The organism is Halopseudomonas aestusnigri, assembly GCF_002197985.1.
Taxonomy (GTDB): domain Bacteria; phylum Pseudomonadota; class Gammaproteobacteria; order Pseudomonadales; family Pseudomonadaceae; genus Halopseudomonas; species Halopseudomonas aestusnigri.
The window spans coordinates 96829-109735 of sequence record NZ_NBYK01000009.1; the positions used below are offsets into that span (position 1 = coordinate 96829).

The window sequence follows — 12907 nt, forward strand, 5'->3', positions numbered from 1 at the left end:
ACAACAACAAGCAGAGCACCGACCATGACCGAGAAACTGATTTTCCTCCCTGTACTGATGCACATGGCGCTGGTGTTCTGGCTCTACATCGCCCTGACCCGGGCCAAGGCGCGTGCGCAGGCGGCCGGACAGCTCGATGAGGCGCGGCGGGCGCTGCACGACGATGCCTGGCCCGAGCCGGTGCAGCAGATCAATAACTGTATTCGTAACCAGTTCGAGCTGCCGGTGCTGTTCTACGCGCTGGTAATGGTGCTCTGGAGTCTTGGTGCCGCGGGTCTGCTGGCGCAGGGACTGGCCTGGCTATTTGTCTTCAGCCGGCTGGTTCACGCCTGGGTTCATACCGGCAGCAACTATGTGCCCGCCCGCCGCCGCGCCTTCACCATCGGCGTGCTGGCGCTGATGGCAATGATGTTGCTCGCGCTGGCGGGGGTATTTGGCGCATGAGAGAGGGGGCTGTTCGTCGGCTGCTGCGTTCCAGTGGCAGGGGTTACCTGCTCGAAGCGGTGGTGTGCTTCGGCAGTCTGGTGGTGCTGATTGGGCTGGGCGTGCTGATGCTGCCGATGGCCTTTGCCAACGAGGCGGACAAACCCTTCGCCTGGCTGCTTACGCTGCTACTGCTTGGTGGACTGTGCGGCCTCTGGGCGCTGATCCAGCTGGTGTCCAAGGTGGTCATGCCGATGCGCGAGGTGGCCTCGCCACGGGCCATCGTGATCATGCTGTTACTGGGGGTGGCCAGCCTGCTGACCTTCTACAGCCACTGGACGTTATCGCCGGCTGCCAATCTGATGCTGGTAGTCCTGCCGTTGATCGGCAGCGCGCATTTTCTGTTTCTGGCGCGGGGCTATCTGGCGCGTCGTGGTTGACAGCACCGAGGCAAATCCGCTCGACTGGGGGCTTTCCCACGCCGGATGAGCGCCCATCATGACTGAAACCGCCGTTACCCTGCTGTCGATCAATGCCGCCGAGCCGCAGGCACTGCGCATTGGTGCGCGTTTAACCCGTACCGGGCATTTCAAACAGGCCCGCAGCGGCGAAGTGTTGATCGGTGCCGGCGGCATTGCCGGGGATTTTATTGCTGATCTGAAGCACCACGGTGGCCCCGATCAGGCGGTCTACCTCTACAGTCAGGTAGACATCGACTGGTGGAGCGAACAGCTGCAGCGTCCGCTTGAGCCCGGCTTTTTTGGCGAGAACCTGACCCTCTCGCACTGGTGGCCGGAGCTGCGAATCGGCGACCGTGTGCGCATCGGCGAGCTGTTGCTGGAAATCACCGCACCGCGGATTCCCTGTTCAACGCTGGCGGCACGGGTGGGCGACAGCCGTTTTGCCAAGGCGTTCGTGCAAGCCGAACGCTGCGGGGCCTACGCACGGGTGCTCAACGAAGGTGTCGTCTGCGTCGGACAGCCGGTAGCCGTAACCCCGGGTGATACGGCCTTCCCCAGCATCAACGAGGTGTTCCGTTACTGCCACAGCAAGGGCCTGAATCCGACCTTTCTGCGCCGCTTGCTGGACGCACCGCTGGCCGAGAAGATGCGCGCCGAGATGCAGCAGAAGCTCCTGAGGGCCGAGCAGCAGACCCAGCCGCTACCCGGCCTGTAAAGGCTCCCCAGGGGCCGCGTCTTCGACCACCGGTTGCCAGCCCGGGTCCGGCGCAAAGCGGGGGCCGAGATCGTTACTCAGCTCACGCAGGCGCTGCACGATTGCCGCATGCCCGGTTTCGCGTGCGTGGCAAAGCGGCCCGCCGCGAAACGGCGGGAAATAGCCTGCCAGCACCAGAGCCGCATCCAGCATGTCCGCGTCGCTGACAATTCCCTGACGGCAGGCGCGTACCGCACTATTGAGCAGGCTGAGCAGCAACCGGTCGCTCTGGTCAGCGCTCAGTTTGGCTGACCGGGCTTTGCCGGTTTTCCAACGGCGCCGTTTGGGGTCAAGCAACGATGTGCGCCCCTGCTCGACGCTGTTGCGCAGGATGGCAGGGGGCTCCGCCAAGGGGGTGTCGCGTTCGCCGTGCAGGCGCTCGAACAGGGCCAGGCAGTGGCTCAGGCCCCATCCCTCAGCAATTGCCAGCGGGCCTTGGGGGCAGCCGAACGCTAGGGCGGCCTGTTCGATGGCGTCGGCGCTGGCTCCTTCCTCCAGCAGCAACATGGCTTCAAGCAGCCAGGGTGCCAGCACCCGGCGCAACAACAGACCCGGCTGGCTGCTGACCGGCAGCGGCAGACAGCCTAGCTGGCCGACCAGCTGACGGGCGTGTTGCTGACTGATAGTTCGGCTGGTGCTATGCGCGGCAATCTCGACCAGGGCGCCGCGCTCTGGCGAAGCGAAGCGCAGGCCCAGCAGGCGGCCGGCATCGCCGAGTGCGGCGCGCAGCGGCTCTACCGGATCGGCGAAGCTGAGCACCAGGGCCTGCGGGCGCAGGCTGGTTTCCAGTGTTTGCAGTTGCGCGCGGCGCTGCTCCATATCCGCCTGCTGGCCGTCGATCAGAGCATCGGCCAGCGCCACTCCGTGGTGCTGCGGATCAAAAACCAGCGCGTCCAGCGCCTGCTGGCGCTGTGCCTCGTCGCGGGCCAGCCGGCGGATCTGCCCGATGCAGGCGCTCATGCTGGCTGCCGAGCCGCCAACGCTGACGCGCAGGCCGGCCAGCGCCGCCAGTGCCGCAAGTTGAATACCGTCGCCGCTGTCGCCGATCAGATGCAGCTGGGACAGGCGACGGCTTTCCTTGCCGGCGGCCAGCTCCTTGAGGCGCTGGCGCTGGAAGAACAACTGAATCAGGTGGCGGCTGGTCGGGCTATTGATCAAGCGCGCGAACGAATAGATCTCCCGGTGCAGCAGCAGGTCGGGCTGGCCGCCGTGGCGCTGCCAGAGCTCGATCAGGGCCTCAGCCGCCGGGTAGTGGCGCGGGTCGGCCTTGGCGCCGGCCTGACGGCGCATGGCCAGTGCGGCCAGTCGGCGCACCCAGTCAAGCCGGAACGGGCGCGCTTTCAGGTTACGGCGACGCAGGGCCAGCCGGCCGTTGAGGGCATCTTCGATCAGCGGCCTGAGCTTGTGCTCGGCAGCGACCTGGTCAAGCAGCCCTGCCTTGTGGGCTTGCTCGGCGCCAAGCGCCGTGCCGGTCAGCATCATGCGCATCGCCAGCATCGGGTCGATCAGGTCGGGCAAGCGTGCGGTAGCGCCCAGCCCGGGATGCAGTCCAACCCGAATTTCCGGCAGGCCGGTGCGGGTGTCCGGCGTCGCCAGACGCATGTCGCAGCACAGCGCCAGTTCCAGTCCGCCGCCCAGGGTCTCACCATGCAGCACAGCCAGGGTCGGGCAGGGCAGGTCGATCAGTTGCTGGGCCAGCAGGTGGGCGTCGACCAGTTGCCGTACCGCATCGGCTTCGTTGTCGAGCTGGCGGAAGTCTTTCAGATCAGCGCCCATGCAGAACCCGGACGGCTTGGCCGAACGTATGACCAGCGCCGCCGGCATGTCGCGGCGCAGGCTGGCCAGCACGTCGCCCAGCTCGGTCATCGCCGCCACGCAGAGCAGGTTGGCGTTGCTGTCGGCATGGTCGAACAGCAACCAGGCCACGTTGCGTTCGTCCCGGCGCAGGCGCCAGTGGCGCCAGGTGGACTGGGCAGGGTGCTGCAGTTCCAGATAAGTGAACGGCCCCAGCTCGCGTTCGCGCAGCGTGAGCGGGTTGCTCGCCTCGGTCATGCGCTGGTCTCCTGTGGGTGGCTTATCAGCAGTGCCCGCGCGTGGCCGTCGGCGTGCTGATCGCAAACGATGCCGCGGGAAAGCGCATGACGTTGCAGGCTGTCTGCCAGCTGCAGCAACTGGCGGCAGCCGTCACCCGCGCTCAGTGTGCCGAGGGCGAGACTGCCGCCGTGAATGTTGAGGCTGCACGGGTCCAGACGGCCGACGGGCTGCTCCAGCTCAAGCTGGCGGTGGCAGAAATCGGCATCCTGCCAGGCAGCCAGATGGCTCAGCAGTGCCAGTGCAGGCGACTCCGGCAGCTCCCACTGATCTATATCGTCGAGCGACAACCGCCGCTGGCGCAGCAGGCGTGTGGACGCCAGCAAGGGGGCCAGCGTCGGGTATTCAGGCGGTGCCTGGGCATGCGTGCCGGCTCCGAGCTGGGCGAGCGGTGTGCGTTTCAGCTGTTGCAGCCCCGCTGTTGAGGCCAGCAGCAGGGCGCAGGCACCCGCCACTGCGTCCGCTTGGTCTTCGTTGTGCGTGCGCCCCTGGCTATCGAACAGGGTTATACGGTGACGGGCAGTGAGTCCGCCCTGTTCGGCATCGCCAGCGCGCAGGCGACTGGCTTCGGCGAAGGCACTGGCGTCTTCATCCTGTATATCGAACATGCGCGCTGTGCGTCTGGCGGAGGTCAGCAGTGGCTCTTGGGGTGTGGCTTGCAGATCGGCACTGATGACCAGCACCAGATCGGCGTCGCCACTGCGAATTTGCTGGCAAGCCAGCGCAACCGCAGAGAGGCCATGGCTGCATTGATAAAGTTCGGTCGTGCTGTCCAGCCGCAGGCGTTTGCGCAGGGGATGTACCTGAGATTCGCCGTCCGCCGCGAGAATCAGGCTGTCCAGCCGGTGCGCAGGAACCGCACAGCGCAGCAGCAGCGGTGCGCCGCACTGCAGCGCCAGGTCGAGCAGACCAAAGCCGCTGGTCTGCAGCGTTGCGGCGTTGACCCAGGGCGTGCGCAGGCCATCAATGAGAAAAACATCGGCTGGCGCGGAGGCAGAGTGATTGGTCTGGCTGTCCATGCAGGGCTCGTGTGGTTGAACGTCAAATCAGGCGGATGCGCGGCGCAGGCCCGTGCGACTTTCCGTGACAGGAAGGCCGCGCAGGCTATGACCGGACCGACCCGGATCAGTTCAGTGTAGATAAGCGATGAGCAAACGTGCGGCGCCCTGAAAGGCGCCGCCGGAAGGGGGATCAGTCGCGGGCGAGCGCCAGAGCAACGCCCTGACCGCCGCCGATGCACAGCGTCGCCAGGCCTTTCTTGGCGTCGCGGCGCAGCATTTCGTGCAGCAGGGTCACCAGTACACGGCAGCCGGAGGCGCCGATCGGGTGACCCAGAGCGATGGCACCGCCATTGACGTTGACCTTGCTTGTGTCCCACTGCAGTTCCTTGCCGACAGCCAGGGCTTGAGCCGCGAATGCCTCGTTGGCTTCGATCAGATCCAGATCGGCAACCTGCCAGCCGGCCTTGGCCAGGCAGCGCTGGGTGGCTGAAACCGGGCCAATGCCCATGATCGCCGGATCAACGCCGGCGTTGGCGTAGGAGGCGATGCGGGCCAGCACCGGCAGGCCCAGCTCGGCGGCCTTGCTGGCGCTCATCATCAGCACGGCAGCGGCGCCATCGTTCAGGCTGGAGGCGTTGCCGGCGGTAACGCTGCCGTCTTTCTTGAATGCAGGCTTGAGCGCAGCGAGGCTCTCGGCAGTGGTACCGGCGCGGGGTTGTTCATCCTGGGTGATCAGCAGTGCGTCGCCCTTGCGCTGGGGAATGCTCACCGGAGTGATTTCCTGATCAAATACGCCAGTCTCGCGTGCGGTAACCGCTTTCTGCTGGGAGGCGGCGGCGAAGGCGTCCTGCTCCTCGCGGGTGATGCCGTACTTTTCGACCAGGTTTTCGGCGGTAATGCCCATGTGGTAGTTGTTGAACGCATCCCACAGGCCGTCCTGAATCATGGTGTCGATCATCTGGCCGTGACCCATCCGCTGACCGGTGCGGGAGGTCGGGATGATGTGCGGCGACAGGCTCATGGACTCCTGGCCACCTGCGATCATGATCTCGGCATCGCCGCAGCGGATGGCCTGAGCGGCCAGATGCAGTGCCTTGAGGCCGGAGCCACAGACCTTGTTCAGGGTCAGGGCGGGAACGCTGTGCGGCAGACCGGCGTGGATAGCAGCCTGGCGAGCGGGATTCTGGCCGCAACCTGCGGTCAGAACCTGGCCGAAGATGACCTCGTCAACCGAAGCCGGATCGATTTCGGTTTCGTCGAGCAAGCGGCGGATAACGGTAGCACCCAGCTCATGGGCGGGTACCTTGGCAAACTGGCCCCCGAAACTGCCGATGGCGGTACGGGTGGCGGCAACAATCACGACCTCTTGCATGAACGGGCTCCTCTATGCAGGCACTGTTTTTCGAGTGCACAAGCATAGAGGGGCGCCCTACTCCAGACAAGTTGTCTCGGCCCTGGTACAGCAGTAGTGCTGTGCCAGGGCGTCGAATCGCGTCAGGCGTGCTCGATGCGGTTGGCGATGAGATCCTGTACAACCGCCGGATCGGCCAGGGTCGAGGTGTCGCCAAGGCTGTCGAGTTCGTTGCAGGCAATCTTGCGCAGAATGCGGCGCATGATCTTGCCCGAACGGGTCTTCGGCAGACCTGGTGCCCACTGCATGAACTCGGGGCGGGCAAAGGCGCCAACCTGATCGGCCACGAAGGCCTTCAGTTCCTTGACCAGCTCCTCGCTTGGGGTAACGCCGTTCATCGGGGTGACATAGACGTAGATGCACTGGCCCTTGATGTCGTGGGGGCAGCCAACCACTGCCGCTTCGGCGACCGCGTCGTGCAGCACCAGTGCGCTTTCCACCTCGGCGGTGCCGATACGGTGACCGGAGACGTTGAGCACGTCATCGACCCGGCCGGTGATCCAGTAGTAGCCGTCTTCATCGCGGCGGGCGCCGTCACCGGTGAAGTAGACGTTCTTGTAGGTGTTGAAGTAGGTATCGATCAGGCGCTGGTGGTCACCGTAAACGGTGCGGATCTGGCTCGGCCAGGAACGCTTGATTACCAGGTTGCCGCTGGTTGGTCCCTCCAGCTCGTTGCCTTCCGGGTCGTACAGGGCCGGCTCGACGCCGAAGAACGGGCGGGTGGCGGAACCCGGCTTGAGCAGGGTACAGCCCGGCAGCGGAGTGATCATGGCAGCGCCGGTTTCGGTTTGCCACCAGGTATCGACAATCGGGCAACGCTGCTCGCCGACCACGTGGTAATACCATTCCCAGGCTTCCGGGTTGATCGGCTCGCCGACGCTGCCGAGCAGGCGCAGGCTGGCGCGCGAGGACGACTTGACCGGCGCATCGCCCTTGGCCATCAGTGCGCGCAGGGCGGTTGGCGCGGTGTAGAAGATGTTGATCTGGTGCTTGTCGATCACCTGCCAGCAGCGGGATGCATCCGGGTAGGTCGGTACGCCTTCAAACAGCACGGTGGTCGCGCGGTTGCAAAGCGGGCCGTAGACGATATAGGAATGGCCGGTGATCCAGCCCACGTCAGCCGTACACCAGTAGACCTCGCCCGGCACATAGTCGAACACGTAGTAGTGGGTCATTGCCGCCATCAGCAGATAGCCGCCGGTGGTGTGCAGCACGCCCTTGGGTTTGCCGGTGGAGCCGGAGGTGTACAGGATAAACAGCGGGTCTTCGCTGTCCATCGGTTCTGGCGCACACTGGTTGCTCGCAGCGCTGGTCGCTTCGGTGTAACAGACGTCACGCTTTTCATCCCAGGCAACGTCAGCACCAGTGCGCTTGACGGTTATCACAGTGTGGACGTCGGGGCAGTCTTTCAGCGCTTTTTCGACGTTGACCTTGAGCGGGACGGTCTTGCCTCCGCGCACGCCCTCGTCGGCGGTGATGACTGCTCGGCAGTCGGCATCGAGAATACGGTCACGCAGTGCGTCCGGCGAGAAACCACCAAAGACCACCGAGTGAACCGCACCGATACGCGCGCAGGCCAGCATGGCGTAAGCCGCTTCGGGGATCATCGGCATGTACAGGCAGACACGGTCACCCTTGCTGACACCGCGCGCCTTAAGCACGTTGGCCAGGCGGCAGACCTTGTCGTGCAGTTCGCGGTAGCTGATGCGGGCATCCTGGCTCGGGTCGTCACCTTCCCAGATGATGGCGATCTCGTCGCCATGCTCGGCCAGGTGGCGGTCAATGCAGTTGACGCTGACGTTGAGCTTGCCGTCGATAAACCAGGCAGCCTGACCTTTGCTCAGATCGCTTTCGTGTACCTTGCTCCAGCGCTTGTCCCAGGTCAGAAAGCGTTCGGCCTGCTCGGCCCAGAACTGGTCGGGCTGCTCAAGCGACTGCCTGTACATACGCTGATAGGTCGCGTCATCCAGGTGGGTATGCGCGCGAGCGGACTCGGACACCTTGTGGTTTTCGATTGCGTACATGGGTATTCCCCTCTTGTTATTGAATTCAGGCAGTCTCTTGTCAGCCGGCCCTGAAGAGGGTCATTCCGGTGCTGCAGCAGAGATTCCGGACCGACAAAGCCGTTGGGGCTGTGCGATCAGTCTAGGCCATTTAGCGTCGGCCATCAGAGGGGGGCAAGACAACCCTTCTTTGGTATGAGAGGCGGGCGTCAAATCGGCGGGCCATCGGCCCGCAAAAGAGAGGGGAAAGCCGCTCAGGAGCGGCTGAATTCGAGGTTGTCGATCAGGCGTGTGGTGCCGAGGTAGGCGGCGGCCAGCACCACCAGATCGCGGGTCTGATCGTTTACCTGTGACAGGTTGCTGGCATCTCGCAGGTCCAGATAGTCCGGGCGCATGCCGGCGGCACTCAGCTGCTGACTGGCCTCGTTGATGATCTGCGCATAGTCGGTACGACCCGAGGTTACCTGCGCTGCAATCTGCTGCAGGGTCCGCTGCAGCAGCGGCGCAACGGCGCGCTGCTCTGCGTTCAGGTAGCCATTGCGCGAGGACAGCGCCAGGCCGTCTTCGGCACGGATGGTCGGATGCCCCATGATCTTCACCGGCAGACAGAGGTCCTGCGCCATCTTGCGAATGACCGCGAGCTGCTGGTAGTCCTTCTGGCCAAACACGGCGACATCGGGGCCGACGATGTTCAGCAGCTTGCTGACAACGGTCGCCACACCCTCGAAGTGGCCTGGGCGGCTGGCTCCGCACAATCCTTCCGAAACCACCGGCACGCTCACCCGGGTGTGACCGTCCATGCCCTCGGGGTACATCTCGCTCGCGCTGGGGGCGAATACCAGATGTGCTCCTACTTCCAGCAGTCTTTTCTGATCTTCGGCCAGGGTGCGCGGATAGCTGTCCAGGTCTTCACCGGGCCCGAACTGCATCGGGTTGACGAAAATGCTGACGACCACGTAGTCGGTGCGCTGCAGCGCCTTCTCGACCAGAGCAATGTGGCCAGCGTGCAGGTTACCCATGGTGGGAACCATTCCGATTCGCTTGCCTTCCTGGCGGGCACGACTAACCGCAGCGCGCACTTGCGCAATGGTATGCAGGGTGTTCATGGGCTCAGAACTCGTGTTCGGCTGCTGGGAATTCGACCTTTTTGACCGCTTCGACGTAGGCGCGGATGGCCGACGGGATGTCGGGCTGGCCAGCCATGAAGTTTTTCACGAAGCGCGGCATGCGTCCGCTGAGCGACAGTCCGAGCATGTCGTGGACCACCAGTACCTGGCCATCGGTGCCACTGCCGGCACCGATGCCAATAACCGGAACACTGACCGCAGCAGTAATCGCGTTGGCCAGCGCCGGCGGCACGCACTCAAGCAGCAGCATGGCTGCACCGGCCGCTTCCAGTGCCTTGGCGTCTTCGACCATGGCGCGGGCCTGCGCTTCGTCGCGACCCTGCACCTTGAAGCCGCCCAGCACGTTGACTGTCTGTGGTGTCAGGCCCATGTGTGCGCAGACCGGAATACCGTTGCGGCTCAGTACTGTAATGCTGTCTGCCAGCCAGCGACCTCCCTCCAGCTTGACCATGTGTGCGCCTGCGCGCATGAGCGCTGCGCTGTTGGCCAGGGCCTGGTCGAGGGTGGCGTACGCCATGAAGGGCAGGTCGGCCATGATCAGCGCGCCCTTGTTGCCGCGCTTGACGGCTGCGGTGTGGTACGCCATGTCGGCGACGCTGACCGGCAGGGTACTGTCGTGTCCCTGCAGGACCATGCCCAGCGAGTCGCCGATCAGGATAACTTCGACGCCGGCTTCACTTTCGACATGGGCGAAGGTCGCGTCGTAGGCTGTCAGACAAACGATCTTTTCGCCGCTTTGCTTGAGTTTGTTCAGCGTGGTCAGAGTAACGTCAGGCATGACTGATTCCAGTGTGTGGCTGTTACTTGGCGCTTCGGCACCGTTGAGGTTGGCTCTCGCGCCGGGTGTCCTGGCGAGAGTATAGCCTTGGCCGGGCAGGATTTCGGTAACACTTGGCTGGTCACCGGAATCGCATCCTACGTGTCAGCCCGGGGGTGTCAAGTCCGTTTGCGCACCAGGCTGTTGTATAAAAAACGGCAATGCCTGCAGATCACCGCGGGGGCAGTTCTGCAGCAGCGTTTCCAGCGCTGTGCCGTCAGGCATTCTCAGCGCGGGCGCTATCTCGGCCAGGGGGTAGAGGACGAAGGCGCGGGCATGCATGTGATAGTGCGGAATCTGCAGGCGCTCGGTGCGGATGAGCTGGTCACCGAACAGCAGTATATCCAGGTCCAGGGTACGCGGCCCCCAGCGCTCGGCCTTGCGTACCCGGCCGTGCTCCAGCTCGATGCGTTGCAGGTTATCGAGTAGTGCCTCTGGCTCAAGCTCGGTATCCAGCGCCAGCACCGCGTTGATGTAGCTTGGCTGGTCCTGTGGCCCCATGGGCGCGCTGCGGTACAGCGATGAGCAGGCTACAAGCTGGCTGCGGGGCAGCTCGCGCAGCGCGTCGCAGGCGGTCTGGACCTGCTGAACCGGGTCGCCCTGGTTGCTGCCCAGGGCAATATAGCTGCGCGGCATCAGTTGCTCTGCGGCTTGCGCGGCTTGTTTCTGCGCGGACGCGAGCGAGCGCGTTTACCGCTGCTTTTGCTGCCGTCACCCAGCTCGCGAATCATCTGCCGGCGCTGTTCGGGGTTGGCGTCCTGGTATTGCGTCCACCATTGACCAAGGCCGTCGGTTTCCTCGCCGGCAGCTTCGCGCAGCAGCAGGAAGTCGTAGGCCGCCCGGAAGCGCGGATGCTCCAGCATCTGGTCTGCCCGGCGTCCGCTGCGGCGCTCCAGTCGTGGCTGCATGTCCCAGATTTCCCGCATGGGAATGCTGAAGCGCTTCGGAATCGCGGTATGGCGGCATTGCTCGGCGAGCAGCTCGTGGGCTGCCTGCTGGTAGGCGGGTATCGCCGGGATACCCTGCTCCTCCAGATACTTCACCCGCCCGGGCAGGGCAGGCCAGAGCAGGGCTGCAAACAGGAACGCCGGGGTAACCGGTTTGTCCTGGGCGATGCGCTCGTCGGTGTTGCGCAGGGCCTGGCGAACCAGCTGCAGGGTGTAGTCAGGGCGTTCAAGGATAGCGTCGTCGGTATCCGGAAACAGCGGCGCTACCAGATCGTATTGATACAACAGGTCAAAGGTTGCCAGGCCCTGGCCGCTCATCAGCAGCTTTAGACTTTCATCGAACAGGCGCGCTGCGGGAATGTCGTGCAGCAGTGGTGCCATCGACTCGATGGGCGCTGCGGTATGTTGCTCGATGTCGAAGTTCAGCTTGGCCGCAAAGCGCACGGCGCGCAGCATGCGCACCGGGTCTTCCTGGTAGCGCTGTTCCGGTTGACCGATAAGACGGATCAGGCGGTTGCGAATATCATGCACGCCGTTGGCAAAGTCGTGGATCTGGCCACTGGTTACGTCGAAGTAGAGCGCGTTGATCGTGAAGTCGCGGCGTTGGGCGTCCTGTTCAAAGGTACCGTACACGTTGTCGCGCAACAGTCGGCCCGATTCGCTCTGGCGGGACTGCTCCTCCGAGGCCTCTGCTTCGTGATTGGCGCGGAAGGTCGCGACTTCAATGATCTCCCGCCCGAAATGCACGTGGACCAGCTTGAAGCGGCGGCCAATCAGACGCGCGTTGCGGAACGTTGCGCGGACCTGTTCGGGGGTGGCGCTGGTGGCGACGTCAAAGTCCTTCGGGGTGATATCGAGCAGCAGGTCACGCACACAGCCACCCACCAGAAAGGCCTGATAGCCTGCCTGCTGCAGCCGTTCAACCACGCTGACCGCGTGCCTGCTCAAGCGCTCACGGCGTAGCGAATGCTGGCTGGCGGGGATAATGCTCGGCGTAGTTCGGCGGCGCTGAGGGTGGCCGAAGGGAGAGGGTATTTTCTGCAACAGCTTTCGAATCATAGGGGCTGGTTGTTCCGGCTGCCGATCAGCGTGAGCGGTTGCTCTGCCTGTTGACCTGCACGGTAGCGCTGGTGAATGGGGCGCGCAACAGGCGGTTGGGCCGGACGCGCATGCAGCCTGTTGGCCGCGATTGACGTGCATTCTAGCCTGAATTGTCGGGAAAGGTAAGAAATCAGGGGGATGGGCAATGGAGAATCAGGAGGGGGGGAAAGCTCAAGGGGAGTGGTTAACTCCCCCTAATGGTTTTTTATTATTGTTTTTATCAGAGCTGTTCTTCTTGTTTGTTTGAAGCGGTAGTCACCGCTTTGCGACTGACCCATCTCGGGTTGTCCAAAACAAACGGATTGCTTTGGAAGCTTAGGTTCGAAGTGGCCTGCTGCTGGCTTTGGACGGTGGGTTGCTTGAGCAACTTTTGTTCTTCTCTGTCCAACCGAACATCCTGTTCGCAAATCGACTGCTATTCTCCAAAAAAATCAGTTTGCTGCGTCTCTCACGTCTTGTTTTTATTGTGTGTGGAGTCGAATGTTATTTTTGTTATGTGTTTTGGTTTTTATTGTTGTTGTGCCAGATATAAAGCATTCCGCGTGCCAACTTTTTAAAGTTGTTTGAAATCAATGACTTGCGATTTTTCTGTCTTTTCCTACTCTGTGTTACCCCTAGGTGTTACCTCCAATTGGACTAAAGTGTTACCTCTGTGTGGGGGTGCGGTAACAGTTTTGCGGGAACTTTCCCGGTAACAGGTAACACATTGGCGGGCTAAGGACGGTACTGAGCAGGGATGGATAGAGCCAGAGGGGAAGGCTGCACGTTGCC

The 12907-nt window shown here is 63.2% G+C and carries 11 protein-coding genes; 3 read left to right on the forward strand and 8 right to left on the reverse strand.

Features of this window, described 5'->3' with window-relative positions; genetic code table 11:
- Positions 1-24: 24 nt before the first annotated feature.
- The 3 genes from B7O88_RS12965 to B7O88_RS12975 are packed head-to-tail and all read left to right on the forward strand — an operon-like array spanning position 25 to position 1599.
- On the forward strand, positions 25-444 hold the full coding sequence (locus B7O88_RS12965) for an MAPEG family protein (RefSeq protein ID WP_088276408.1): 420 nt from the start codon (positions 25-27) through the stop codon (positions 442-444).
- Positions 441-863 (forward strand): hypothetical protein, encoded by a 423-nt coding sequence (locus tag B7O88_RS12970; RefSeq protein WP_088276409.1) that lies wholly within the window; start codon positions 441-443, stop codon positions 861-863. The genes B7O88_RS12965 and B7O88_RS12970 overlap by 4 nt, the downstream gene beginning before the upstream one ends.
- Before the next feature lie 58 nt (positions 864-921).
- The gene (locus tag B7O88_RS12975; protein WP_088276410.1) at positions 922-1599 is read left to right on the forward strand and encodes an MOSC domain-containing protein; all 678 of its coding nucleotides are present in this window, start codon (positions 922-924) and stop codon (positions 1597-1599) included.
- On the opposite strand, the gene B7O88_RS12980 is transcribed toward B7O88_RS12975, so the two are convergent.
- From B7O88_RS12980 to B7O88_RS13015, 8 genes are all read right to left on the reverse strand, one after another.
- A complete protein-coding gene (locus tag B7O88_RS12980) occupies positions 1585-3690 on the reverse strand; it encodes an enoyl-CoA hydratase-related protein (RefSeq protein WP_088276412.1) in 2106 nt (701 codons plus the stop codon). The two genes, B7O88_RS12975 and B7O88_RS12980, sit on opposite strands and share 15 nt — an antisense overlap.
- Positions 3687-4748, reverse strand: coding sequence for a beta-ketoacyl synthase N-terminal-like domain-containing protein (locus B7O88_RS12985; protein WP_088276413.1), 1062 nt, complete (start codon positions 4746-4748; stop codon positions 3687-3689). Before B7O88_RS12985 ends, B7O88_RS12980 begins: the two co-directional genes overlap by 4 nt.
- Positions 4749-4920: 172 nt before the next feature.
- The gene (locus B7O88_RS12990) at positions 4921-6102 is read right to left on the reverse strand and encodes an acetyl-CoA C-acetyltransferase (RefSeq protein WP_088276414.1); all 1182 of its coding nucleotides are present in this window, start codon (positions 6100-6102) and stop codon (positions 4921-4923) included.
- Between the two features lie 122 nt (positions 6103-6224).
- Positions 6225-8165, reverse strand: a complete 1941-nt coding sequence (gene acs / locus B7O88_RS12995; RefSeq protein WP_088276415.1) for an acetate--CoA ligase — start codon at positions 8163-8165, stop codon at positions 6225-6227.
- 233 nt (positions 8166-8398) lie between these two features.
- Positions 8399-9250, reverse strand: a complete 852-nt coding sequence (gene panC, locus B7O88_RS13000; protein WP_088276416.1) for a pantoate--beta-alanine ligase — start codon at positions 9248-9250, stop codon at positions 8399-8401.
- A 4-nt stretch (positions 9251-9254) separates the two neighbouring features.
- A complete protein-coding gene (panB, locus tag B7O88_RS13005) occupies positions 9255-10049 on the reverse strand; it encodes a 3-methyl-2-oxobutanoate hydroxymethyltransferase (protein WP_088276417.1) in 795 nt (264 codons plus the stop codon).
- 144 nt (positions 10050-10193) lie between these two features.
- Positions 10194-10724, reverse strand: coding sequence for a 2-amino-4-hydroxy-6-hydroxymethyldihydropteridine diphosphokinase (folK, locus tag B7O88_RS13010; protein WP_088276418.1), 531 nt, complete (start codon positions 10722-10724; stop codon positions 10194-10196).
- A complete protein-coding gene (locus B7O88_RS13015; protein WP_088276420.1) occupies positions 10724-12094 on the reverse strand; it encodes a polynucleotide adenylyltransferase PcnB in 1371 nt (456 codons plus the stop codon). The genes folK and B7O88_RS13015 overlap by 1 nt, the downstream gene beginning before the upstream one ends.
- Positions 12095-12907 lie beyond the last annotated feature (813 nt).

Bases quoted from the DNA above. Each gene is read 5' to 3' on its own strand.
- B7O88_RS12965 (WP_088276408.1), top strand. From the start codon at position 25: ATGACCGAGAAACTGATTTTCCTCCCTGTACTGATGCACATGGCGCTG.
- B7O88_RS12970 (WP_088276409.1), top strand. From the start codon at position 441: ATGAGAGAGGGGGCTGTTCGTCGGCTGCTGCGTTCCAGTGGCAGGGGT.
- B7O88_RS12975 (WP_088276410.1), top strand. From the start codon at position 922: ATGACTGAAACCGCCGTTACCCTGCTGTCGATCAATGCCGCCGAGCCG.
- B7O88_RS12980 (WP_088276412.1), bottom strand. From the start codon at position 3,690: ATGACCGAGGCGAGCAACCCGCTCACGCTGCGCGAACGCGAGCTGGGG.
- B7O88_RS12985 (WP_088276413.1), bottom strand. From the start codon at position 4,748: ATGGACAGCCAGACCAATCACTCTGCCTCCGCGCCAGCCGATGTTTTT.
- B7O88_RS12990 (WP_088276414.1), bottom strand. From the start codon at position 6,102: ATGCAAGAGGTCGTGATTGTTGCCGCCACCCGTACCGCCATCGGCAGT.
- acs (WP_088276415.1), bottom strand. From the start codon at position 8,165: ATGTACGCAATCGAAAACCACAAGGTGTCCGAGTCCGCTCGCGCGCAT.
- panC (WP_088276416.1), bottom strand. From the start codon at position 9,250: ATGAACACCCTGCATACCATTGCGCAAGTGCGCGCTGCGGTTAGTCGT.
- panB (WP_088276417.1), bottom strand. From the start codon at position 10,049: ATGCCTGACGTTACTCTGACCACGCTGAACAAACTCAAGCAAAGCGGC.
- folK (WP_088276418.1), bottom strand. From the start codon at position 10,724: ATGCCGCGCAGCTATATTGCCCTGGGCAGCAACCAGGGCGACCCGGTT.
- B7O88_RS13015 (WP_088276420.1), bottom strand. From the start codon at position 12,094: ATGATTCGAAAGCTGTTGCAGAAAATACCCTCTCCCTTCGGCCACCCT.